Source organism: Xanthomonas citri pv. mangiferaeindicae (genome assembly GCA_002240395.1).
Lineage (GTDB): Bacteria > Pseudomonadota > Gammaproteobacteria > Xanthomonadales > Xanthomonadaceae > Luteimonas > Luteimonas citri_A.
Window position 1 is genome coordinate 1879575 of the sequence record CP016836.1, and the last position, 24004, is coordinate 1903578.

The window sequence follows — 24004 nt, forward strand, 5'->3', positions numbered from 1 at the left end:
TCCGGGTCAATCCCCGCTGGCCGGCGCGTACGCCCGGTGCCACTGTTGCAGCCGAGCCGCGAGCGCCTCGGCGCTCAGGCCGTAGGTATCGGGCAGGGCGCCGTGGAAGCCGCTCAGGCCGCGATTGACCTGCCGCAAACGCGCGCCGCGATCGACGTGCGGGGCGAAGTCCAGCCCGACGACCGGGTGCAGGCCGACCCGGGTGGTGCCGAATCGGGCGATGTCGGTCCAGGCCAGGCGCGTGGTCCTGAACAGCGCACGCACCTCGAGCCCGCGGGCGTCGAGCCGCAAGTGGTGGGCGCCGGGCAGCAGCCCGGCAAGCGCCAACAGTGCGCAGGCCCCGAATATCCCGCCCAGGCTCCAGGCGACCGCGGGCTGCCGGCCGCCGATCGCGATCGCCAGCCCGACCAGCGCCAGCGACACCGCCAGCAGCGCCAACCGCTTCCACGGCGCCGGCCGCAACAGTTCGACCGCCGGCAGCGGCGCAGGCGTCACTTGAGCGTGCGTTCGAACAGCTCGTGGATGCGGCGGTACTGGTCGTACCACGAGGCCGGATGCTGGTAGGCGTGCCGCTCGAGCGGGTAGCTCGCCAGTTCCCACTTGTCCTTGCGCAGCTCGATCAGGCGCTGGGCCATCATCACCGAGTCCTTGTAGAACACGTTGTCGTCGATCATGCCGTGGGCGATCAGCAGGTGGTCCTGCAGGCGGTCGGCGTATTCGATCGGCGAGGACTTCAGATAGGCCTCCGGATCGATCTCGGGCGTGTTGAGGATGTTGGCGGTGTAGGCGTGGTTGTACTGCGACCAGTCGGCGACCGGGCGCAGTGCCGCCCCGGCCTTGAAGCGGCCCGGCTCGCGCATCAGCGCCATGAAGGTCATGAAGCCGCCGTAGCTGCCGCCGTAGATGCCCACGCGGTCGCGGTCGGCCTGGTGGTGCTCGACCAGCCAGTCGATGCCGTCCAGATAATCCTCCAGCTCCGGATGGCCCATCTGGCGGTAGATCGCGGTGCGCCAGTCGCGGCCGTAGCCGGCCGAGGCGCGGAAGTCGAGGTCGAGGACCAGGTAGCCCTGCTGCACGAGCATGTTGTGGAACATCTGCTCGCGGAAGTAGTTCGGGTAGCGGTCGCTGACGTTCTGCAGGTAGCCGGCGCCGTGCACGAACAGCACGACCGGATACTTACGGCCCGGTTCGTAGTTCTTCGGGCCATAGAACTTGCCCCAGACCGTGCCGGCGCCGTGCTTGGACGGGACCTGCACGTACTGCGGCTGCAACCAGTCGTAAGCCTTGAACTCGGCGGTGCGGGTGTCGGTGAGCACGCGCATGGCGCCCCCGTTGACGTCGGCGACCGCCAGCTGCGGCGGCAGATAGCTCGATGAGGTGCGCAGCAGCAGGCGGGTCTCGTCGGGCGAGAGCGCGAAGTCCTCGATGCCGCCGGTGGCGGTGATCTCGCGCACACCGCCGTCGCCGGACATGCAGACCTCGTAACGGCCCGGCCATTGCTGGTTGCACAGGAAGAAGAAGCGGCTGCCGTCATGCGACATCACCGGCGAGGAGACCTCCCAGCGGCCGGAGGTCAGCGCACGCTGGCGCGAGCCGTCATGCAGGTAGAGATGCGAGTAGCCTGATTCCTCGGACAGGAACCACAGCGTGCGGTGGTCGGGCAGCCAGCCGAACTCGTTGAAGTCCCAGTTGATCCAGGCCGGATCGGTCAGGCGGTGGCGGCTGCGCAGCGTCGCGCTCTCCAGGTCGACGGTCGCCAGCCAGCGGTCCTTGTTGTCGACCGAATGGATCGACAGCGCGACGTTGCGGCCGTCGTCGCTCCAGCGGATCGCACCGCCGCCACCGCCGCGGCCGTCGATTTCCAGGCGCACCGGGCGGTCGCCCTGCAGTGGCTCCTTGCCGGCGGCCCGGCGCAGATCGGCCAGCGGATCGGTCCCGATGCCCGGCAGCGTGCCGGTACCGAGTTCGCGCACGCGCCCGGTGGCCAGGTCCACCAACCACAGCCGGTGCGGCAGCGGGTCGTTGCGGCCCACGCGGGTACGCACGTCCTCGAATTCCTCGTAGCCCGATTCGGTGACGTACTTGGGCATCTTGCCGTCGCGGCCGGCGTCGCCGTCCTTGGGCTCGGTGACCACGATCAGGCGGTCGCCGGCCGGCGACAGCGCACTGCCGGCAATGGTCACATCCTTGCCCAGATACACCGGGCCGGGGGCGCGCGTGGCATCGGCCCGACGCCAAGTCTCGTTCTGTTCGCGCAGCGCATCGCGACGCTCGCGCTCGGTGCGCAGGGTCTCGATCATGCGCAACTGCCGGTCGCGCAAGGCGTCGGCCGGCGGCGGCTTGGCCGGGTCGGCCTCGGCCTTGAGGCTGGTCAACTGCGCGGTGCCGCGTTGCGGGTCCCAGCCGTACCAGTCGTCGCCGGACCGCCACACGAGGCCGCCGCCGCTGGTCCACTGCGCCTGCGTCTCGGTCGCTTCGGTGCGGGTGATCTGGCTCAACTGGCCGGTACGCAGGTCGCGCACGAACAGATCGCCATTGCGGACGAAGGCCATGCGCGTGCGGGTCGCATCGAGGCGCGGATCGCGCCCGTCGATGTCGGCACGCGTCGCATCGTCCACAGGCACCGAGGCGCCGCCGGCGAGCGGCTGCACCCAGGTGTCGCGTACGTTGCTGCCTTCGCGCTTGGCGGTGTAATAGGCGCGGCTGCCGTCCCAGCTCCACCAGGCCGATTCGACCGGCGCGCCGATCCAGTCCGGGTCGGCCATGATCCGGTCCAGGGTCAGCGGCTGCGCGGGTTGCGCGGCGGCGAGCGGGGTGGCGAAGGCGCAGGCGAGCACCCAGTACAGCGGCAGACGACGCATCGGCAGCGATCCGTGGAGCGGAAAGGAGCGCGCAGTGTACCGGCGCGCGGCGGAGGCCCGCTCTGGCGAAGGTCATGGGCGTGCTGGCGCCGCGAGCGCGTGCGCGATGCCTGCGCATCGTTCGACAGCGCTGCGGGCGCACGCCGATCTCCATCCGCGCATGGCAGCACACCGGCGCAGCTCGCGCTGCGTGACGAGCCTGCACGTCGGGCCTGCAATGCGACGATCGACCGCACCCCGGTTTCACGACAGGTGCCGCACACTCGATGCCCGACCGTTTCACGCAAGGAGCGTCGGCGTTGGACACGCTGCTGCTGTCTCGGATCCAGTTCGGATTCGTGATCTCCTTCCATGTGCTGTTTCCCGCCTTCACGATCGGCCTGTCGAGCTGGCTGGCCTTCCTGGAGTGGCGCTGGCTGCGCACGCGCGAGGCGGTGTGGCGCGATCTGTACTTCTTCTGGCTGCGGATCTTCGCCGTGTCGTTCGGCATGGGCGTGGTGTCGGGCATCGTGATGAGCTTCCAGTTCGGCACCAACTGGTCGGCGCTGAGCGTCGCGGCCGGCAACATCCTCGGGCCGCTGCTCAGCTACGAAGTGCTGACCGCGTTCTTTCTGGAGGCCAGCTTCCTGGGCGTGATGCTGTTCGGCTGGGGGCGGGTCTCGGAGCGACTGCATTTCCTGTCGACCTGCCTGGTAGCGGTGGGCACGCTGATCTCGACCTTCTGGATTCTGTCGGCGAATAGCTGGCTGCATACGCCGGCCGGCTACGAGCTCGTCGACGGGGTCTTCCATCCCGCCGACTGGATGGCGGTCATCTTCAATCCCTCCTTCCCCTATCGCCTGGCACACATGGTGCTGGCGGCCTTCATCACCACCTGCTTCGTCGTCGGCGGTGTCGCGGCGTGGTACCTACGCCGCGGCGAGCATGTCGAGGCTGGCGCGCGGATGCTGAAGCTCTCGATCGCATTCGCCGCGATCACCGTGCCGCTGCAGATCGTGGTCGGCGACCTGCATGGCCTGAAGACGGGCGAGGTGCAGCCGGTGAAACTCGCGGCGATGGAGGCGCACTGGCATGAGGGCGCGCCCGGTGCGGGCGTGCCGTTGGTGCTGTTCGCGGTGCCCAATCCAGACGACGAGCGCAACGATTACGAGATCGCCATCCCGCGCCTGGGCAGCGTGATCCTGACCCATAGTTGGGACGGCACTATCGCGCCGCTGACCGCGGTGCCGCCGGAGGACCGGCCGCCGGTGGCGCCGGTGTTCTATGCCTTCCGGGTCATGGTGGGGATCGGCATGGCGATGCTGGTGCTGACCGCGGTGTCGCTGTGGGCCTGGCGGCGACGCACGTTGCTGCGCTCGCGCTGGTTGCTCGATGCCTGGCGGTTGATGGCGCCCAGCGGCTTCATCGCCGTGCTGGCGGGCTGGTTCGTGGTCGAGATCGGCCGCCAACCGTGGGTGATCCAGGGCCTGCTGCGCACGAGTGAGGCGGTCAGCGAGATCGACCGTACCAGCGTGATCGTGTCGCTGTCGGCGTTCGCGATCGCCTACGCGGTGGTATTCGGCGCGGGCGGCGGCTACATCGTGAAGATGATCCGCAAGGGACCGCAGCCGTTCGACGATGGCCCGGACCACGATGCGGGCGAGCGCACGCCGATGCGGCCGATCTCGGCGGCGGATGGCCCGGTGGGGGAAGACTGATGGAGCTTGCGACCGTGCTGCCGGTGGTCTGGTTCGGCGTGATCGGCTTCGGTGTGTTGATGTACGTGCTGCTCGATGGCTTCGTGTTGGGCCTGGGCGTGCTGGCGCCGTTCGCCGAAGACGAAGCACAGCTCGACCACATGATGAACACCGCCGCTCCGATCTGGGACGGCAACGAAACCTGGCTGGTGCTGGGCGGCGCGGGGCTGCTGGCGGCGTTCCCGCGGGCCTACGCGATTGTGCTCTCGGCGCTGTACTTGCCGGTGCTGCTGATGCTGATCGCGCTGGTGTTCCGCGGGGTGGCGTTCGAGTTCCGCTTCAAGGCCCGGCGCGGCAAGCGGTTCTGGGGGGCGGCGTTCGCGCTCGGCTCGCTGCTGGCCGCATTCGCGCAAGGGGTGATCCTCGGCGCGCTGGTCGAGGGGATGCCGCTGGAGGCCGGCAAGTACGCCGGCGGTGCACTCGACTGGTTCAGCCCGTTCTCGATGCTGACCGGCGTGGCGGTGGTGTTTGGCTACGCGTTGCTGGGCAGCAGTTGGCTGATCCTCAAGACCGAGGGCCGGCTGCAGTTGATCGCGCGCACGCTGACTCGGCCGCTGGTGCTGGTCGTGGCTGCTTTCATGGGGCTGGTCAGCGCCTGGCTGCCGTTCCTCGACTCGCGGATCATGGCGCGCTGGTTCGAGGACGGGAACTTCTGGTGGCTCTCGCCGGTGCCAGTGCTGGCCTTGCTCAATGTGCTCTGGCTGTGGCGCGCGGCGATGCGTGAAGGCCGCGATGCGCGCCCGTTCCTGCTGACGCTGGCGTTCTTCGTGCTGGGTTTCGCGGGCCTGGTGCTCGGCATCTGGCCGAACATCGTGCCGCCGTCGCTGAGCATCTGGGAGGCGGCGTCGCCGCCGTCGTCGCAGATGTTCGTGCTGGGCGGGCTGGTGGTCCTGCTGCCGCTGATCCTGGGCTACACCGCGTGGTCGTACCGGGTATTCCGCGGCAAGGTGCAGGCCGACGCCGGCTATCACTGAACGCAGCGCGGCCCGCGCGATACCCAAGGCGGTCCTTTTGCCGCACAATTCGGCGCATATCGCCGATTCTGCGCACATGCACGCCTACGTCTACAAAAGTCAGCGCAAGGCGGACACCTACGTGTACCTCGCTGCCAGGGACGCGTTCGACGTCCTGCCCGATCCGCTGCGCGCCGAGCTTGGCACGCTGGCGTTCGTGCTCGAGGTGACGCTGACACCCGAGCGTCGGCTCGCCCGCGAGAACCCGGCGCAGGTGCGTCACAACCTGCAGGCGCAAGGCTTCCACCTGCAGATGCCGCCGCGGGCGGTGGCCGATCCGCTGACCGACGACTGGAGCACAGATGCCTGAGCATCCGCGTCGCCCCGTGCCGACGGCTCCGCAGCGACGGTTTCCCATCGCGTTGGCCGCGGCGCTCGCTTTGGTCGCGTGCACGCTGCTGGGCGGTGTGCCGGCGGCGGTGGCCGGCGTGCTGGCGCAGCCGGCCTTTGCGCTGGTCGTGCGCAGCCGTGCGCGGGGTGGTGCCAATGGCCGCTCACCCTGGCCCGACGTGCGTGCGCTGGCGATCGCCTGGGTGAGCGCGGCCGCTGCCGGCGCGCTGCTGGCGGCCTGGCCGCTGGCTGCGCTGCGTCGCGGCGGCGATCTGGGCGGTGCGCTTGGATTGAGTGTGGCGGTCGGCCTGGTGATGGTCGGCGTCTGGCGGACCTGGCCGTTGTGGCACGCGATCGAACGCGACGGCGGCGAACTGCGCGCGCACTGGCGAGCGCTGGCCGACCAGGACGTCGGTGCCGCGCGTGGGATCGCGGTCGCCGCTGCGGTGACTGCGGCGCTCGCGATCGCACTCGCACCGGCCTGGTTGCCGACGCTGGCCCCGGACATGCGGGCCGGCCTGGCCGCGGCCGCCGCGCTGGCATGGTGGCTGTTGCACGCCGGCCTGCAACGCCTTGCCCCGCCGCAGGCGTTGCCGATGCCGGTGGTGGAGATGCCAGGCGACCCGGCCGCCGCCCTGTTCGACGAGCCCGTCGACGCCGATCCCGAAGTGGCGCTGTATGCCGCGGCGCGTGCAGGCCGGGTCGAGCGCGCGTTGGCGTTGATCGAGGCTGGCGCCGACGTGCGCGCGCTGCCGCTGCCCGAGACGCGCGACCAGCGCAGCCTCGCCGTGCTGGCGGCGGTGCTGCCCGATCTGCGGCTGCTGCGCGAACTCATCGCGCGCGGCGTCGACGTCAACGCCGCGCATGCGGGCATGACGCCGTTGCTGGCGGCCACGCGCGACAGCTGGCATGGCCGGCCCGACGCGGTGATGACCCTGCTGGCCAATGGCGCCGACCCGCGGGTGACCGATCATGAGGGCAATACGCCGCTGCATCTGGCCGCGCGCAGTTCCGACCCGGGCGTGGTCGCGCTGTTGCGCGATGCGGCCGCCGAACTCGATGTCACCAACCACGATGCGCTGACCCCGCTCGGGGTGGCCTGCGCCGCGGGCAACTGGCGGCTGGCGAAGTTCCTGCTCGAGCACGGCGCCCGACCCGAGGTCGAAGGCGCAACGCCGGCCCTGCTGGCGGCGGCCGGCGGGGACGAGGACGATGCGGCCGGCGTGCAGTTGCTGATCCGCCACAAGGGCCGGGTCGATGCGCGCGATCGCCAGCGCCGCAGTGCGCTGCATGTGGCCGCCTCGCACGGCCATACCGAGATCCTGGCGGCCCTGCTGGCAGCTGGCGCCGACGTGCGTGCGCGCGACAACGACGGTCGCACACCGCTGCTCGATGCCGCGCGCGGCGGCAGCCTGGCCGCGCTGGATGCGCTGCTGGCCGCGGAGGCCGACGTCGCCGCGGTCGATATCGCTGGGCGCAACGCGATCATGCTTGCCTGCGCGTCCGAGTCGGCGTCGCCGGCGCTGGTGCAACGCCTGCTCGCGCTGGGCGTACCGGCCGATGTGGTCGATGGCGATGGCAAGCGTGCCGTCGACCGAGCAGCCGAGGCCGGGCGTTGGTCGCTGGTCCGGCTGCTCGATCCTGATTACCCCCTCCCGGTCAATCTCGACGTGGACGGCGACGACACCGCAGGCGACCGCACGCCATTGGTGCTGCTGCGCGCCGGGCTGCGCGAAGGCCGGCAGGCGCAACTGGGCGACCTGTTGCGGCTGGTCGGCCCTGCCGAGCTGGGCAGTCTGCTGGCCGACCCGGCATCGCCGCCGTCGCTCGAACAGGTGGAGTGGCTGCTCGCCCATGGCGCCGATCCCAACGTGCGCGATGCGGATGGCCGCACACCGCTGACCGCGCTGCTCGCCCGCGCGCCGGACGCATTGCCGGTGCTGCAGGTGCTGCTGCGCCATGGCGCGTCGCCGGCCGGTGCGGGCGGCCTGGCGGCCTACCTGGCGGCCTGCGTCGAGGGCGACCATGCGGCGCGCGCGTTCGAAGGGCTGTCGCTGGAGTTGCTGGCGCGTGGCGCCGATCCGTTTGCCGCGTCACCCCAGGGCGATCCGCCGTTGGCCCTGGCGGTCCGGTTGGGATGGCCGCGGCTGGTCGAGCGCTTGGCCGGATTGGGCGTCGATCCCGATGCCCGCGATTCGCGCGGTATGACCGCCTTGCATCTGGCGGCCGCGCTCGGCCGCGAAGGCGCGCTGAAGGCGCTGGTGCGTCATGGCGCATCGCCATCGGCGCGGGCTGCCGACGGACAGACGCCGCTGGGTGTCGCGCTGTCGGCCGGCCGGCGCGATCTCGCCGATTGGCTGGACTGGCAGGGCTGGGCACTGCCGCGTCGCGCGCTCGCGGCCACGGATCTGCCGCAGGCGGCCTCGGCTGGGGACGCCGATGCCGTCCGCCGGCTGCTCGATCTGGGCTTCGATATCGACACGCCCGACGCCCAGGCCTGCACCGCGCTGCTGCGCGCAGCGGGTGGCGGGCATCTGGCGGTCGTCGATCTGCTGCTCGCGCGTGGTGCCGACACGACCTGCGCAGCCCGTTCGGGCGCGACCGCGCTGTCGGCGGCGGTCAGCATGCGCCATGCTGCGGTCGTCGATCGTCTGCTCGCGGCCGGGGCGCCGCTCGATCAGCGTCTGCCCGGCGAGGTCAGCGTGCTGATGCTGGCTGCCGCACTCGGCCTGCCGGACCTGGCGGCACGCCTGCTCACGGCCGGTGCCGACATCCACGCCACCGACGCCCAGGGCCTGACGCCGCTGCACTGCGCCGCTTTGTACGGCTTCACCTCGCGCGATCGCACACGCCTGCTGGCGCTGTTCGACACGTTGCTGCTGGCCGGTGCCCAGATCGACGCGCCCGCGGCTGGCGGGGTGACGCCGTTGCTGTTGTTGCTGGGTGCGCGCGCAGAGCCCGGCACCGCCTGCGACGAGGATGTCGTGCTGGCGGCGATGGAACACCTGCTCGATGAGGGCGTGTCGCTCGATGCGCAGGACCCGCGCGGCTTCGGGCCGCTGCACCTGACCGGCCTGCACGGACAGTTGCGCCTGGCCCGACGCCTGCTGCGCGCCGGGGCCGATCCGGACCTGCGCGACACGCTCAATCGTACGCCGCGGGAGATCGCGGTGATGCGTGGCTTCGTCGACGTCGCGGCGGAGTTCACGCCGGTGCCGGCGCAGGACGGCGTGTCGATGGCGCGGTTCCTGCGCGAGCGCTGAGCCCCGTTCGAACGGTTCCGCGTTGCGCTTGCCTGTTCAGGTGGGCATGATGGCCGGCCCATCAATGCAGGATGCAATCATGGTTTGCAGGCGTGTCGTTGTGCTGCTCGCGTTGTTGGCGCTGTGTCTGCCGCCGGTGTTCGCGCAGAACGCGCGCCAGATGCGCAGCGAGGTCGAGGCCAGCATGCTGGTGACCGGGACCGTCGATATCGAACGCGATGGCGCTGTGTCGGGCTACGCGCTCGACCAGGAAGACAAGTTGCCAGCGGAGGCCGTGAATCTGGTGCGGCGCTTCGTCCCGCAGATGCAGTTCGAGCCAGTGCTCGACGGCGGTGCGCCCGTCGCGGCACGCGCGAAGATGAGCCTGCGCCTGGTTGCCAAGCCGTCTGGTGCTGGCGCGATGAGGGTTGCGATCCGTAGTGCGCATTTTGGCGACGAGACACGAGTCGATGACCCGAATACAGTGCGGGGTGCCAGCCTTCCACCTCCACGCTTTCCTAGAAGTGTCTCGTCAATTGGCGGGCAGGGCACGGTGTATACGCTTATCCAAGTGGCACCCGATGGGAGTATCAAAGATCTCGCTGTCGAGCAGGTCAACTTGAGTGCGATAGGCACTGCGCGCGAAATGGCATCCGTCCGAGGAGCGCTGTCCAATGCAGTGCGTCTCACCGCCAGGCGCTGGCAGTTCACACCTCCAGACGATGGTCGAGTTCCCAAGCGGGGCTACTGGGTTGTCCGAGTTCCCGTAGCGTTCGCGTTTACTGATGAGGCGGAACGATATGGCGAGTGGAAGGCCTACCACCCGGGACCGCGCGAGCGACCGGCGTGGATGCCACCCGATCCGCCAAGTTTCAGTCCGGACACACTCGTTGCGGGCACTGCCCATTCCACCGAGTCGCGCTTCCGGCTGCTGACGCCGCTGGAGGGCTGACCAAGGGCGCCACCGTGAACCGTGCTGGCGCCGGCGTCAGCACGCGGTTGCATCTAGTCCCATTTGGGACTATAACAGGCGCTAAGTCCTATTCATGGACTTGGAGGTCTGCCATGCACATCCACGAAGCGCCGCTGATCCCCTCGACCCGCCGCGATCTCGCCGGCCCGGCCCTCAAGGCGTTCTTCAACATCGCCGAGCGCTGGGGGCTGAGCGCTGACCAGGAGCGGCGGCTACTCGGCAACCCCGGGCGGTCGACCTACTTCCGCTGGAAGCGTGACCGCGCAGGTGCCGTCTCGGGCGACGTGTTGGAGCGGATCAGCTACCTGCTCGGCATCTACAAGGCGCTGCACATCCTGTTTCCCGACGACGCGCAGGCCGATGGCTGGGTGCATCGGGCCAACACCGCACCGCCATTCGGCGGCGCGTCGGCGCTGGCGCGCATGCTCGGCGGCCATGTCGCCGACCTGTACGTGGTCCGCGAGTATCTCGATGCCCAGCGCGGCTGGAACTGAGGTGACGCCTCCGGTCCGCCCGATCGCGTGGCGGCCGAGCCATCGCATCGTGTCCAGCCGGTTTCCGCCGGTCGGCGTCTTCGACGCGATCGCCGATCCGGAGGACCTCGACGCGCTGTTCGAGCTCGAGGGCATGACCAATCCGCGGCTGCGCCAGGAACTGGGAAGGATTCAATTGGTGCCGCCCGGGCGTCGGATCGCCGGCCCCGGAACCACCGCGATCATGGCCGCCTTCACCCATCCCAATCGCGATGGTTCGCGCTTCGCGGACGGCAGCTTCGGCGTCTACTACGCGGCCCGCGAGCGCGACACCGCGATCGCCGAGACCGTCTATCACCGCACCCGTTTCCTGCGACACACGCACGAGCCACCCTGCGTGCTGCAGTTGCGCAGCTACCTGGCGGATGTGGCCGGCGACTTCCACGATATCCGCGGTGGCTGGCCGGCGCTGCACGATCCCGACAGCTATGCCGCTAGCCAGCGTGCGGCCGTCGCACTGCGCGCGGCCGGCAGCGAGGGCATCGTCTACGACAGCGTGCGCCATCCGGGCGGGCAATGCATCGCGGCGTTCCACCCCGACCTGGTCTCGCCCGCGCGCCAGGGCCCGCACCTGCACTATCACTGGGACGGGGCGGCGATCACCCACGTCGCGATCGGCACCGAACTGCTCGCCCTCGGGGCTGTCCGACCGGGCCGCTAGGTCGGGACGCACAAAAAAAAGCCCGGCGCGGGCCGGGCTTTTCGTCGCGCATGGCGCGTGGCTCACTCCGCGGTGGGGCGGCGCACGACGTAGATCAGGTCGTCCTCGTAGGCCTTGGCCAGGTCGGCCTTGGAGATCGAGATGCGCTCGCTGTCGTCGAACACGATGGACGACGGGTCCTTGATGTCCGAGCGGGCGCGGTCGCGGGTGCCCAATGCGGCGTTCTCGGTCACGACGACCACGCCGTCGTCCTCGACTGCCACCACCTTCATCAGGCCGTAGGCCGGGTCGATCGCGGTCTGCTTGTCGTCGGTGAACTCGTAATCGGAGAAGGCGCTGAGCTCGGCGGCGTAGAGGTCGCCGACAGCCGGTGCCTGCAGCAGAGCCTTGTCGGCTTCGCCGCGCTGGCAGGCCGACAGCAGGAAGGCCGCGGACAGGACGAGAAGCGCAGGCAGCAGGCGGAACATGCGACGCATGGCGGTATCCATCGGTGAGAGAGGGCGGGAAGTATAGGTCGGGGCCTGTGATGTTGGCAGCGTTTCGCGCCTTTTCGCGCCCGGCCGCGTTAGGCTCGCCCCATGGATACGATACGTCCCGAGACGGTGACCACGTTCTGGCGCGAGGCCGGCATGGCGAAGTGGTTCGGTGGCGGCGACGCCTTCGACCGCGACTGCGAGCGCCGCTTCCGCGACGCCCATTTCGCCGCGGCCCGCCGCGAGCTCGATCACTGGGCCAAGAGCGCCGAGGGCGGGCTGGCGCTGCTGATCCTGCTCGATCAGATTCCCCGCAACATCTTCCGTGGCAGCGCGCACGCCTTCGCGACCGACGCTCTGGCCCGCCACCACGCGCAGGCGCTGGTGGACGCCGGCCTCGATCGCGAACATGACGATGCGCTGCGCGGCTTCGTGTACCTGCCGTTCGAACATTCCGAGGATCTCGCCGATCAGCAGCGCTCGGTGCAGCTGTTCGCCGATGTCGGGATCGCGACCTACCGCGAGTATGCGCAGGCGCACCTGGACGTCATCGCGCGTTTCGGCCGTTTTCCGCACCGCAACTACGTCCTGGGCCGCACCAATACGTCCGAGGAGCAGGCCTGGCTCGACGCCGGCGGGGGCTTCTAGCGGCGTACGGGCCGCGCAGCGGTCACAGGAACGAGTCGGCCAGCCGGGCGATGCCCTCCAGGCTACGGCGCCAGGCCGGACGTCGTTGCCAGTCCTCGAGCGTCACCGGCGTGGCGTCGGCCAGGTAGCCGGCCTCGATCGCACGCATGCGCGCGACCACATCGCGGTCGTAGACCAGCAGGCCGATTTCGGCATTGAGTGCGAATGAGCGGATGTCGAGATTGATCGAGCCGACCAGCGCCATCTCGTCGTCGATGCTCATGTGCTTGGCGTGCAGGAAGTGCGGCCGATACAGCGCGATCTGGATCCCGCTCTCCAGCAGTTCGCCGTAGTACGAGGTCTGTGCCCACGCGGTCAGCCGCTGGTTGTTGCTGGCCGAGAGGATCAGTTGCACTTCCACGCCCGACAGCGCGGCGATACGCAGCGCGCTGAGCGTGGCGTCGTCGGGCACGAAGTAGGGCGTGGTCAGCACCAGCCGGCGCCGGGCCAGGTGGATCAGGGCGTTGACGGTATCCCGCGCGTTCTCGAACGGATACGCCGGGCCGCTGGGCAGCAGCTGCGCGGCGACATCGGCGTCGGGCAGCGCGGTGGTCGGGGTGACCGCGAGCCGCTCGCCGGTCTCGATGAACCAGTCGCTGGCGAACACCGCCTCCAGGTGCGCCAGCGCCGGCCCCTGCACGCGCGCGACCAGCTCGCGGTTGGGCGCGCTGACGATGAAGTCCGCATCGGCCAGGTTCTGCGAGCCGACATAGGCCGCAGTGTCGTCGATCACCGCGACCTTGCGGTGGTTGCGCAGATCCATGCGTCCACTGCGGCGCCACTGCAGCCCGCCGGGCAGCATCGCGTGGACCTGCACCCCGGCCGCGAGCAGTCGGCGCGCGTAGCGGCGCAGGCCGCGCTTGGCGCCGACCGCATCGAGCAGCAGCCGGCAGGTCACGCCGCGAGCAGCCGCGCGTTCGAGCGCCTCGGTCACCGCCTCGCCGGTGCCATCGTCGAACATCAGGTAATAAAGCAGATGGACACGGGTGCGCGCGCCGTCGATGTCGGCCAGCAAGGCCTGCAGCGCCCCGTCGTAGTCGTCGATCAGTTGCACCGCATTGCCGTGCGTGGGCATGAAGTCGCCCAGTCGTTCGAGCAGCGGCGCCATCTCGGCCGAGGCGCCGGTATCGGGCGGCGTCCAGCGCAGATCCGCCAGCGGCAGTTGCTCTTCGCGGATCACCTGCGAGGCCTGGCGCTGGCGCGCGATGCGGTCGCGCGAGAGCCAGGGATGGCCGAACAGCAGGTACAGCGGCAGCCCGGCCAGCGGGACGAAGCCGATCAGCAACAGCCAGCTGCGCGCCGCCGCCGGGCGGGTGCGCGAGGGAATCCACAGCAGGGCGACGATCCGGATCGTCCAGTCGGCGATCAGAATCGCCAGTCCGAGGTTCAAGGCATGCCAGTCCATCGGACGATTGTGCAGGCGGTGGCGTGGTCGCGCCGCGGACGCGGCGCAGAACTGGCGTCTGGCGCACCCGGGCGGGTCACGCGAAGGCGTCGAATGGCCACCGTTGCAGGCGGGCCGAGCGTCGCTTTCATCCGCGCACGCCGCCGTCTAACGCAGAAAGCCCGCCTTGCGGCGGGCTTTCCAGGCCCCGCGGATGCGGGGGTGACGCGACGGCGTTCGCGCAGGCGAACGCGCGGTCAGGTCACTTGATCTTGCCTTCCTTGTAGACCACGTGCTTGCGGACGACGGGATCGTACTTCTTGATCTCCATCTTGCCGGGGGTGTTCTTCTTGTTCTTGTCCGTCGTGTAGAAATGGCCGGTGTTGGCCGAGGAAATCAGACGGATCTTGTCGCGCTTGCCTGCCATGTTGCGTTACTCCTCAGATCTTCTCGCCGCGGGCACGGAGCTCGGCGAGGACGGCGTCGATACCGTTCTTGTCGATGGTGCGCAGGGCCTTGGTGGACACACGCAGCTTCACCCAGCGGTTTTCGCTGGCGACCCAGAACCGGCGCTCATGCAGGTTCGGGAGGAAACGGCGGCGGGTACGGTTGAGCGCATGCGAGACGTTGTTGCCGGTCGTCGTGCGCTTGCCGGTGACTTGGCAGACTCGGGACATGGTGCACCTCGATCAATGGGAAGTCCGACGATAAGTCGGGCTCCTGCGGAAAGGATGTTCCGCGAACGGTATCGCCCTTGGCCAGGGAGATGGCGGCCCCGACGGCAAGGCCGTCGCGCGGTACGGGAGTCGAACCTCTCGTCGCACCGCCGCCGGGAAGACCGCGCTTCCCCGGGCGGGTCGGGAGCATGTCGCCATGATCCGGACGCAACGAGCCGGCCATATTGCCGGAACGGGTCTTGGGATGCAAGGCAAGTGAAGACGGGCTTGCTGGAATGCCGTGAAACGTGGCCCGCGTGAGCGAGGTCGGCTCGGCCAGCGGAACAGGCCGCGCTGAAACTCACACCTCCCCGCTGCGGGGGAGGTCGCCGCGCGGAGCGTGGCGGGTGTGGGGGGGGGCGGGCTGTCGCCGGGAAGCGCCCCCACCCCAACCCTCCCCGTGATACGGGGAGGGCACCCAGGTCGCCGCGCCCCGGCGCGGCGGGTGGGGGCCTGTTCAGCTGCCCTCGCCCTGCCGCCGGCGCGATCTCGGCTTGGCGCGCGGCTTGCCCGCAGGCGTCGGCGCCACCGTCTGGCCCGGCAGGGCACCGGCCTCCTGCAACTGCGCCAGGCCGGACAGCGTGTCCACATAGGCCAGAAAGTGCTGCAGGTAGTCGGGCGAGACCTGGCGCATCAGGGTCAGCGAGCGGTGCACCAGACGGGCCGAGTTGAGCGGGCCGGCATCGTCGGACGTCTTCGCCAGCGAACGCCGCACCTGGCTGCCGATGCGCACGGCCGACCACAGCCGCCGGAACGTATCGAGCGCAGGCAGCTCTGGGTAGCGCGCCGCGTGGTCTCCGGCGCACATTGAGCGCGTCAGCGCGCGCAGCGGACCGGGCGCCGCCCGCTCGCGCGTGGCCTCAGTCGCGGCCGCTGCGGACTCCGCATCCAGTGTCTCAGCCAGCGCGCCCGCACGCCGCAGCAGCGCCTCGCGCGGGGACCCGTGCAGACGTTCGGCGCGCTGTAGCAATGCCGCCACTGCATGCACGCGCAGCGGCTGGCGCCGGTCCAGGCCCTGGGCACGCCAGGCGTCGAGCCGGGCATGAAGGGCCGCGGGCTGGGTGGCTTCAGTGGCCATCGCGCGCGGCCGGGTTGCGCGGCACTGGGGCCATCTCGACCCGGCGATTGCGTGCGCGACCTTCGGCGTCGGCGTTCGAGGCGACCGGCTGCTGCGCGCCGAAGGCCGCGGCGAACACCGAATCGGCCGGCACCCCGTCGCCGACCAGCGCGCGGGTCACGGTCAGCGCGCGCTGCGCCGACAGGTCCCAGTTGTCGGCGAAGTGGAGGCGGTCGCGCAGCGCGCGGTCGTCGGTGAAGCCGCTGACCATCAGGATCTCGTCGCGCGAGGCCAGGTACTCCGACAGCGGGCCGGCCAGGCTGCGCAGCAGGTCGCGGCCCTCGGGCTGCAACTGGTCGGAAGCATCGGCGAACAGCACGCTGCCGCGGATACCGATGCGGCCGTCGACCAGCGTAATGCGGCCAGCCGCCAGCGGCGCGGCCAGAGCCTGCTCCAGCGTCTGCAGGCGCTGCTGCTCGGCCTGGCGTTGCGCGATCTCGGCGTCGAGCTTCATTTCCAACTGCAATTGCACGCCGATGACGCCGACCAGGATCAGCACGAACGCACCGAGCAACACCGACATCAGGTCGCCGAATGCGGCCCAGACAGGGGCGGCGTTGGCGTCGTCGCTGTCGAGTTCCAGGCTCATGCCGCGCCGGCCTGACGGCCGCCCAGTTGCTGCAGTTCCTCGACGATCTGCCGCTGCGCCAGCACGCTCAGGTCCACGACCTCGCGCGCCTGCGCGACGTAGTAGGCTAACTGCTCGTCGCTACGCGCCAGGGCCTTCTCCAGCGTGTCCTCGATCCGCGCCAGGCGCTCGGCCAACTGCGCATTGGCCTCGCCGAACACCTGCGCCGCGGCGCCGAAGGCTTCGCCCAGGCTGGCGACTTCGGCCGCGCCGATCGTCACCTGGTCGGCGACTGCGCCGAGCTTGCCGGTCTCGGCCTCGACGTGATCGGTGAAGCGGGTGCCCACGCGTTCGAGCAGGTCGGCCGAGGTCGCGACCAATGCGTCGATCGCTGCGCGCTGTTCGGTCGAGGCGTGGTTGACCGCGCCCAGCAAGGTGTCGAGCGTGGACAGCATCTGCGTGCGTTCCTCCAGCATCGCGGTGTCGCGGGCCATGCTGTCGGACAGCGACTGGCGCAGTTCGGCAATCACCTCGGCCGCGGCCCGCGGCGCCTGCGAGGCCGTGTCGATCAGCCGCGAGATCTCGGCGATCGTCTCGCCGGCATGGGTGCGGGTCTGCGCGGCGATGGTGTCGGCGGTGGCGGCCAGCGTGTCGCAGATCGCCTGCTGCTGACGGGTGGTCTCGGCGCCCGCCTGCGCCCAGTCCTCGCGCAGCGCGCCCGCCAGTGCGGCCAGGCTATCGGTCCAGGCGGTCAGCCGGGCACGGTCCTGCTCGGCGAGCGCGGACTGCAACGCGCCATGCGAGGCATCGACGCGCTCGAGTAAGGCAGCCGAGTGGCGTTCGAACGCGGCTGCGGCCGCGGTCAGCGCCTGTTCGTGGCGGTCGGCCTGCGCATCGTGCGCGTCGGTCTGTTGCGACAGCGCGTTGCGCCAGCCGTCGGCGATTTGGCCGGTGGTCGCTTCCAGTCGCGTCGCGACGCCGTCCACCAGCGTCGTCGTGCGCTGTTCGAAGGTCTCACCGACACCCGCCAGCGTCTGGCGCAGATCGTTCACCAGCGCAGCCTGCGCGGCCTGCTGGCCGGCCAGCGCCTGCTGCCAGCGCTCGGTGACCTCGGCCGTCGAAGCCGACAGGCCGGCGGTGACCGCCTGCAATTGACGATCCACCCCGTCGGCGACCGTGTCGTGCAGTGTCGCGGCCTGCGCAGCGGTGACATCGAGACGCGCGACGACCGCGTCGAGCAACCCGCTGGCGCGCTGCTCGAAGCTGGCATTGAACTCCGCCAGCGCCGCCTGCAACTCGCCGGTCAGTGCGGCACTGGTGGCCTGCTGGCCGTCGAGCGCCTGGTCCCAGCGTGCGGCCACGGCCTGCGTCGAGGCCTCGAAGCCATGCGTCAACGCCTGCAACTGGCGGTCCACGGCTTCGGTCACGCGTGTCTGCAGCGCCGTGGTTTCGCGGGCCAGCGCCGCCATCGTGGTCTCGAACACCGGCTGCAGCGCCGCGGTCGCGGCCTGCGCGCTCTGCGCCACGCTGGTCTGCAGCGAGCGTTCCACCGAGGCGGCGAGCTGCGTGTACACGGTCTCGGTGCGTGCATGGAATGCGGCCTGCTGCGCGGCCTGGCGCTCGCCCGCTGCTCCTGCTTGCTGCTCGATCGTCACCATCATCGCCTGCAGCCGGTCGACCAGCGCCGGCATCGTGTCGGCTTGGCGCTGCAACAGACGCAGAGTTTCCTCGTGCCGGTAGGCGTGGGAGTGTGGGCGCAGTGTCGTTGCGATCGCAGCGTCGAGCCCGTGCACGATCACGGACCGCTCGCGGCGCACCAGGGCCGAGGCCAGGCCCAGCATCGCCGAGCTGGCGATGCCCGCGATCGACGTGCCGAACGCAAAGCCCAGCCCCTTGACCGGCGCGGCCAGCGAATCGCGGATCGCTTGCAGGTCGGTCGCGGTTTCCAGCGCCAGCCCGGTGCCGCGCAGCATCGCCATCATGCCCAGCAGGGTGCCGAGCATGCCCAGCAGCACCAGCATGCCGACCAAGTACGGTGTGAGGGCAGGGATCGGCAGCGCGGTCCGCGCCCCTTCGACCCGCAGACGCACGGCCGCGCGCAGCGACGGGTCGAGCCGGTCAAGCCAGTCGCCCAGCGATGGCGGCGTTGTCGACAGTCCGGCGACGGCATCGGCCAGCGTCGCGCTCGCGCGGCGATAACGCCACAGCTCCAGCGCACCGGCTGCATAGCAGACGCCGATCAGCAGCGTCACCGCGAGCGCCAAGGGGTTGGTGCCGAGGTAGCCCAGCGCGATCCAGGCGATTGCGGCCAGGCCCAGCGCGAACGCCAGGGCGGGGAGAAGGGACAGCGCGCGGGAACGTGAGGACATGGGCATGACTGCGTCAGGGGGCACGAAGCGCGGCGAGCAGCGCTTCCACCGGTTGGAAACGGACATCCAGCTCGGCGCTCAGTACGCCCTGCATGTCCCTGCAAAAATGATCGAGCCAAGCGTCGTGCGTCGTGGCCTGTGCTTCGGCCGCGGCGGCGCGCAACCGCTCGAAATGCGCTTCGAGCAGCGTCGGCACCGCGCCCAGCAACGCGGACTCGCGCGGGGCCAGCGCGCCCTCCATGACCGCATCGACCTCGGCCAGCCGCGCCGCCTGCGCCGAGCGCTGGGCCAGCGCTTCGCGCAGTTCCCCGCGCAGCCGCCCTGTGGCGGCCTGCATCGCGCGCTGCAGGGTCAGGCAGCGCTGGCGCAGCGGTGCGAAATCGGGCGCGGTGTCGCTGGTGATCGGATCGGCGCCGGCGGACGATGCGTCAGCCTTGGCTGTCGCCAGTTCGGGTGCGCTGGCGATGGCCTCGGCCAGGGTCGCGCGGACCCGTGCGCAGGCGGCGGCAGAGTCGTGTGCACTGGGCGCGCATGGCGCGTCCGGGACCGCCGGCCGTGCGTCGAGCACCTTCGACAGCGCCACCGCCCGCGTCCAGTCGATCCATTCGCTCAGCCGATCGGCCGGCACCAACGCCGCCCGCGCCGCCTCGGCATCGGTCAGTCGGGCCAGTAGCCGGACGAACGTCGGACCCTGGAGGGCGGGCGGGGCGAGGGATCCACGAAGGTCAGGCGCGCAAAAGACGGCGATTTTACAGGGCCCGGCGGCGCAGGGGTCGGCGCAACGGCGGACGCCTGCCGCGTCGAAAGCCGCGGTTGTGCTTCGCAGGCTGTGCGGCACCGGGTCATCCGCGAGCAGGTCGTGGCCCGTCGCGGCTTCGCAGGTTGGGATTCAGCTGCACGGCCATTCAGGAGCCGGGCCGACGCCCGTACGCCTATCGAGGTCGGGGCGCGACGTGGCGAAGGGGCAGGCCATGGCGCGGACCTGCGTCAATGGTGCGCCGAGCCGCCAGCATCAGGCGCGCGTCGCCTTATCAAATTTTCTGACGAAAGCCACCAGGTCCTGACCACAGGCCTGGCAGTACTCCTGCAGTTGCAGCAGATCCAGCCGGCGCACGCCACGCTCGACGTCGCTGACGTAGGACTGGGGCCGCTCCAGCCGTTCGGCCAGCTGTGCTTGCTTGAGGTCCGCCTTGTCCCGCATCTCGGTCAACAGGGCCAGCAGGACCTTGTACTCGGGCTTGTGGATCGATTTGCCGGGCATACGGGCATCCTCATGAAAAGTGGGCGTACCGTATATCCGGAATCCCGTTATCCGGAAACAGGATCACGTGGCCGGTGCTCTGTCAGCCCTGTTTGAACACCGTCCGCTTGCCGATCGGGGCGCTCTTCTTCGCAGTCGGGCGGGCGAGCCCGGGAATGAGGAAATCCGCGGCGTTGTGACCGCGCCGGGTCTTCTCGGCCAACCAGCGCGGCATGCGGCCACGGCCCGACCAAGTGTTGCGCCGGTTGTCGGGGTCGCGGTACTTCACTGCGGCCTTGGCGCGCTTGCGCTTTCTGGCGGGGGCCACGGCGTTGCGCGCCGTAGCCGGAGGCGGGGTGCCGATGAGTTCTTCGATCGCATAGCCCTGGGACGCAGCGAATGCGATCAGGTCCTGGCGCACGGCGGCCAGCGGTCGCCGGCGGGCCAACACTGTCTTGCGTTTCTCGGCAGCGGCCAACAGGGCATCGAGCTCGCGCACGCCGAGCGCATCGATTTCAATCTTCATGCCGTCAGCGTCGGGCCGAGCCGATGAGGTGTCAAGCCTGCAAGCTGCGCCGCTCGCGTCGGGCCGGGGGCCGATGAGGCGGCGTGAGGCGCTGTCCGGGCTGTCGATGCGTGCCGCCTGGCGGATCGGGCGCGCACGTCGACAGCTTTGACGCGGCGGCGTATCGCCGAGCGATGCCAGCGCTTTGCGTGCGTATCGGCTCGATGATGCAACGAGGGCCCGGCGTCTGGCGCCGGGCCCTCGGACTCGCCTACTCGCAGCGGAACCTCACGTCCGCCGTCGCACGCTTGCCTGACGTGGCGTACGTCGCCGTGGATTTGCCCGAATGATGATGCGAAGGGACGCTGATGGTGGCGAAGTCTCCGAGCTTGCCGTCGCGATCTTCAGCGCCGACCACGGTCGCGCGGAGACCCTGGCGGCCGCAATAGGCATTGGCTTCTTCGATCAGACGGATGCGCTGCGCACCGCCGCTTGAAAAGGCGGTCGCAGAATGCCCCGCCACTTCATAGACACCATTGCCCACGGGAACGAAGCGCGAGGTGGACGAACAGCCAACAAGCAAGATTGCGGGCAAGGCCAGCAAGATGACAATCGGGCGCATGTGAACCTCTTCTTATTGTGATGGGCGCGGCCGCCGAGCGACGGATCCGGCGGCGACGTCGGGTCGATGTGGCACCGGTGCAGTCCCTGGCCGACGCCATCTACGTCGCTGGCCGGAGCGTATTTTCAAAATCCTGACTGCGGCGAGAATCCGCGCCTGTAAACCAAACGACCCGTTCGGGAACCGGGACGCCACGTAAATCGTTCATCGAAGGCACGCGTCGATCGGGCGCTGTGCCGCCGTAAACGTGTCCGCAAGGTCGGCGGGCATTCACAACCGATTTGGCGGCCCGCGTGAGGGCGGCGCGAATATGCGCAGACCATGCGGCCTCGCGCCTTGGCGGGCTCGCTGTCAATCGGATTTACGACGAATTTACGACCGCGGCGGTGTCGACGCATGGAGACTTTATGGCCGGGGCGCCGAGACTGCGCGGCATCGGCGGAGCCTGTCCGCCAGGACTGATGCCATGGAGTGTCGTGTCGCCCCCACGCGCCGGGTTGCGCTGTCGCTCGCCTTGTTGGCGCCGTCGCTCGGCAGCGCTGCAGCTGCTGACTGGTCGGGCAGCGCAGCGCTGACCAGCGATTATGTCTGGCGCGGCACCAGCCAGAGCGATGCGGGGCCGGCCCTGCAGGCCGGCATCAGGATCGCCGGCAAGCGTGGGCTATATGTCCAGGCCTGGGGCTCGGACGTGCGCTTCGCGCCGCAGACCGCTGCCTCGCACGAGCTCGACCTCGTGGCCGGCTGGACCGGGCCGTTGTCGGAGGCGTTCGTGCTCGACGCCGCGCTCACGCATTACCGCTATCCCGGTGCCGCGGTCGATCTGGACTGGACGGAGCTCGGTGCCACGCTGACCTGGCGCACGCGCGCCTGGCTGCAACTGGCGCATGCGTCCGATGCATTGGCCAGTGGTGCGCCGGGCACCTATGCACAGATGGGTGTGCGGATCCCCGTCGACGACCGTCTCTGGTTCGAGATCGCGGTCGGGCGTTATCGGCTGCACGCGGCGGGCGGCGACAACGACTACAACCACGTCCAGGCGGGCGTGGTGTGGACGCTCGCAGCGCCGCTGGCGCTGCGACTGACAGTGCACGACACCAGTGCGTCGGCGCAGCGCGCTTTCGGCGGCTGGGCCGGGTCACGAATGGAGGCGGCGCTGCAAGCGTCGTTCTGACCGTGCTTTTTCATCGCTACGGATGCGCGTCATGATCGAACTTCTCGTCCCCCTTGCTCTGGCTGCCGCGCTGGCGTGGCCGCTTGGGCGCTATCTCGCGATGGTGATGCGCGGCGGGCCGGCGCCGGGCGATCGCGTGTTCGCACGTCTGGAGCGGCCGCTGTACCGCTTGCTCGGCGTCGACCCGACTGTCGGCATGGGGTGGAAGGCGTACGCAGGCGCATTCCTTGCCAGCAACATCATGTTGCTCATCGTGGCGACCGCAGTGTTCATGGGGCAGGCCTGGCTGCCGCTCAATCCCAACGGGGCGCCGAACATGCGCTGGGACCTGGCATTGCACACGGCGATGTCGTTCCTGACCAACACCAATCAGCAGCATTACGCCGGCCAGGCACAGCTCTCGCATCTTGCGCAGATGACGGCGATCGTCGGGCTGCAGGTGGCGACGCCGATGATGGGCCTGGCGCTGGTCGTGGCGACCTTGCGTGGACTGTTCGGAGGCCGCGCGGCCTTGCAGGCCGGAGCGGACATGCACGTGGCGGCCGATGTGGTCATGCCTTCGGCCGGCAATGGGCGCAGGCCAGCAACGGCGCGCGTCGATGTCGGTAACTACTGGGCCGATGTCGTCCGCCCGACTGTGCGCGTCATGCTGCCGCTGTGTCTACTGTGGTCGCTGCTGCTGACGGCGCAGGGCGTGCCCTCGACGCTGGCCGGTGGGCCCGAGGCGACACCGCTCGACACGAGTGCGGAAGTGACCGGCCAGAAGATTCCGCTCGGCCCGGTCGCGGCGATGGTCGCGGCCAAACAACTGGGCAGCAATGGCGGCGGCTGGTACGGGCCCAACAGCGCTGCGCCGCTGGAGAATCCGACGCCGCTGTCCAACCTGCTGGAGCTGCTGGCGATCGTGTTGCTGCCGATGTCGGTCGTGGCGATGGTCGGCACGTTCACCGGCCGGCGCCGATTTGCCGCGCTGGTGTTCGGGTGCATGTTGACGATGTCGCTGTTGTCGGGGGCCGCGGCGCTCTGGGCTGAGCGCCACGGGCCGGCCCCGGTCGCGGCGGCGTTGATGGAAGGCAAGGAGGTGCGTTTCGGCGTCGACGCTTCGACGGCCTGGGCGGCGTTGACCACGCAGGTCAACAACGGTTCGGTGAACCTGATGCTCGACTCGGCGGCGCCGCTGACCGGGTTGGTGGCGATGGGCAACATGCTGGTCAATGCGATCTGGGGCGGCATCGGCTGCGGTCTGCAGCAGTTCCTGGTCTACCTGCTGCTGGCGGTGTTCGTGGCCGGGCTGATGACCGGGCGCACGCCGGAGCTGTTCGGCCGCAAGATCGAGGCGCCGGAGGTGCGTCTGCTGGCGGTGCTCGTCTTGCTGCAGCCGGTGGTGCTGCTGGGCCTGACTGCGGCGACCCTGGCGATGCCGTCGCTGGCGGGCACCTCCAATCCAGGCGCGCACGCGATCGGCCAGGTGTTCTACGAGTACGCATCGGCGTTCGCCAACAACGGCTCGGGCTTCGAAGGCCTGGCCGATGCGTCGATGTGGTGGAACCTGACCACGACCGTGGCGCTCGCGCTCGGTCGCTATCCGGCACTGGTGCTCCCGCTGATCATCGCGGCGCTGCTTGCGGCCAAGCGCGCGGCGCCCGAGAGCGCCGGCACCTTGCGGATCGAGACACCGACCTTCGCGATGACGCTGCTGGCGATCGTCGCGGTGCTCACGCTTCTCCAGTTCATGCCGGTGCTGGTGCTCGGCCCTGTGGCCGAGCATCTGGCCCTGGCCTCGGCCCACGTGGGGACTTGATC

Annotated in this window: 22 protein-coding genes; 9 read left to right on the forward strand and 13 right to left on the reverse strand. The window is 69.8% G+C overall.

Annotation, left to right across the window (positions count from 1 at the left end):
- Positions 1-6 precede the first annotated feature (6 nt).
- Together BEN78_08085 and BEN78_08090 are read right to left on the reverse strand one after the other, a co-directional pair.
- Entirely contained in the window at positions 7-495 is a 489-nt protein-coding gene (locus BEN78_08085; protein ID ASR43336.1) for a hypothetical protein, read from the reverse strand.
- Positions 492-2861, reverse strand: a complete 2370-nt coding sequence (locus BEN78_08090) for a peptidase S9 (protein ASR43337.1) — start codon at positions 2859-2861, stop codon at positions 492-494. Before BEN78_08090 ends, BEN78_08085 begins: the two co-directional genes overlap by 4 nt.
- Positions 2862-3160: 299 nt before the next feature.
- Between BEN78_08090 and BEN78_08095 the strand changes: the two genes are divergently transcribed.
- From BEN78_08095 to BEN78_08110, 4 genes are all read left to right on the forward strand, one after another.
- On the forward strand, positions 3161-4558 hold the full coding sequence (locus tag BEN78_08095; GenBank protein ASR43338.1) for a cytochrome D ubiquinol oxidase subunit I: 1398 nt from the start codon (positions 3161-3163) through the stop codon (positions 4556-4558).
- Positions 4558-5571 carry a cytochrome d ubiquinol oxidase subunit II gene (locus tag BEN78_08100; protein ID ASR43339.1) on the forward strand — a complete coding sequence of 338 codons (1014 nt, stop codon included), beginning with the start codon at positions 4558-4560 and terminating at the stop codon, positions 5569-5571. Before BEN78_08095 ends, BEN78_08100 begins: the two co-directional genes overlap by 1 nt.
- Positions 5572-5647: 76 nt before the next feature.
- Positions 5648-5920 carry a hypothetical protein gene (locus tag BEN78_08105; protein ID ASR43340.1) on the forward strand — a complete coding sequence of 91 codons (273 nt, stop codon included), beginning with the start codon at positions 5648-5650 and terminating at the stop codon, positions 5918-5920.
- Positions 5913-9203, forward strand: a complete 3291-nt coding sequence (locus tag BEN78_08110; protein ASR43341.1) for a hypothetical protein — start codon at positions 5913-5915, stop codon at positions 9201-9203. The genes BEN78_08105 and BEN78_08110 overlap by 8 nt, the downstream gene beginning before the upstream one ends.
- Before the next feature lie 61 nt (positions 9204-9264).
- Here BEN78_08110 and BEN78_08115 read toward each other — a convergent pair whose 3' ends face one another.
- The gene (locus BEN78_08115) at positions 9265-9630 is read right to left on the reverse strand and encodes a hypothetical protein (GenBank protein ASR43342.1); all 366 of its coding nucleotides are present in this window, start codon (positions 9628-9630) and stop codon (positions 9265-9267) included.
- Between the two features lie 617 nt (positions 9631-10247).
- Between BEN78_08115 and BEN78_08120 the strand changes: the two genes are divergently transcribed.
- Together BEN78_08120 and BEN78_08125 are read left to right on the forward strand one after the other, a co-directional pair.
- Positions 10248-10649 (forward strand): DUF2384 domain-containing protein, encoded by a 402-nt coding sequence (locus BEN78_08120; protein ASR43343.1) that lies wholly within the window; start codon positions 10248-10250, stop codon positions 10647-10649.
- A complete protein-coding gene (locus tag BEN78_08125) occupies positions 10627-11349 on the forward strand; it encodes a hypothetical protein (protein ASR43344.1) in 723 nt (240 codons plus the stop codon). The genes BEN78_08120 and BEN78_08125 overlap by 23 nt, the downstream gene beginning before the upstream one ends.
- A gap of 62 nt (positions 11350-11411) precedes the next feature.
- Here the strand turns inward: BEN78_08125 and BEN78_08130 are convergent, their stop codons facing one another.
- Positions 11412-11837 (reverse strand): hypothetical protein, encoded by a 426-nt coding sequence (locus tag BEN78_08130; GenBank protein ID ASR43345.1) that lies wholly within the window; start codon positions 11835-11837, stop codon positions 11412-11414.
- Positions 11838-11927: 90 nt separating this feature from the next.
- On the opposite strand from BEN78_08130, the gene BEN78_08135 reads away from it, so the two are divergent.
- Positions 11928-12470 carry a hypothetical protein gene (locus BEN78_08135; GenBank protein ASR43346.1) on the forward strand — a complete coding sequence of 181 codons (543 nt, stop codon included), beginning with the start codon at positions 11928-11930 and terminating at the stop codon, positions 12468-12470.
- A gap of 22 nt (positions 12471-12492) precedes the next feature.
- Here BEN78_08135 and BEN78_08140 read toward each other — a convergent pair whose 3' ends face one another.
- The 9 genes from BEN78_08140 to BEN78_08180 all read right to left on the reverse strand — a co-directional run bounded on the left by BEN78_08140 (position 12493) and on the right by BEN78_08180 (position 20429).
- Positions 12493-13914 (reverse strand): cardiolipin synthase, encoded by a 1422-nt coding sequence (locus BEN78_08140; GenBank protein ASR43347.1) that lies wholly within the window; start codon positions 13912-13914, stop codon positions 12493-12495.
- Between the two features lie 241 nt (positions 13915-14155).
- A complete protein-coding gene (locus BEN78_08145) occupies positions 14156-14320 on the reverse strand; it encodes a 50S ribosomal protein L33 (protein ASR43348.1) in 165 nt (54 codons plus the stop codon).
- A 13-nt stretch (positions 14321-14333) separates the two neighbouring features.
- Positions 14334-14570 (reverse strand): 50S ribosomal protein L28, encoded by a 237-nt coding sequence (locus BEN78_08150; GenBank protein ID ASR43349.1) that lies wholly within the window; start codon positions 14568-14570, stop codon positions 14334-14336.
- 496 nt (positions 14571-15066) lie between these two features.
- The gene (locus BEN78_08155; GenBank protein ASR43350.1) at positions 15067-15687 is read right to left on the reverse strand and encodes a hypothetical protein; all 621 of its coding nucleotides are present in this window, start codon (positions 15685-15687) and stop codon (positions 15067-15069) included.
- Positions 15677-16315 carry a hypothetical protein gene (locus tag BEN78_08160; GenBank protein ASR43351.1) on the reverse strand — a complete coding sequence of 213 codons (639 nt, stop codon included), beginning with the start codon at positions 16313-16315 and terminating at the stop codon, positions 15677-15679. The genes BEN78_08155 and BEN78_08160 overlap by 11 nt, the downstream gene beginning before the upstream one ends.
- Positions 16312-18663, reverse strand: coding sequence for a DUF802 domain-containing protein (locus BEN78_08165; protein ID ASR43352.1), 2352 nt, complete (start codon positions 18661-18663; stop codon positions 16312-16314). Before BEN78_08165 ends, BEN78_08160 begins: the two co-directional genes overlap by 4 nt.
- Positions 18664-18676: 13 nt before the next feature.
- On the reverse strand, positions 18677-19411 hold the full coding sequence (locus BEN78_08170; GenBank protein ASR45018.1) for a hypothetical protein: 735 nt from the start codon (positions 19409-19411) through the stop codon (positions 18677-18679).
- Between the two features lie 264 nt (positions 19412-19675).
- Positions 19676-19924, reverse strand: coding sequence for a transcriptional regulator (locus tag BEN78_08175; GenBank protein ID ASR43353.1), 249 nt, complete (start codon positions 19922-19924; stop codon positions 19676-19678).
- 82 nt (positions 19925-20006) lie between these two features.
- Positions 20007-20429 carry a DNA-binding protein gene (locus tag BEN78_08180; GenBank protein ASR43354.1) on the reverse strand — a complete coding sequence of 141 codons (423 nt, stop codon included), beginning with the start codon at positions 20427-20429 and terminating at the stop codon, positions 20007-20009.
- A 1067-nt stretch (positions 20430-21496) separates the two neighbouring features.
- On the opposite strand from BEN78_08180, the gene BEN78_08185 reads away from it, so the two are divergent.
- Both BEN78_08185 and BEN78_08190 read left to right on the forward strand, forming a co-directional pair.
- Positions 21497-22201 (forward strand): hypothetical protein, encoded by a 705-nt coding sequence (locus BEN78_08185; GenBank protein ASR43355.1) that lies wholly within the window; start codon positions 21497-21499, stop codon positions 22199-22201.
- A 31-nt stretch (positions 22202-22232) separates the two neighbouring features.
- Complete coding sequence (locus BEN78_08190; GenBank protein ID ASR45019.1) at positions 22233-24002, forward strand: potassium-transporting ATPase subunit KdpA; 1770 nt, start codon at positions 22233-22235, stop codon at positions 24000-24002.
- Positions 24003-24004 lie beyond the last annotated feature (2 nt).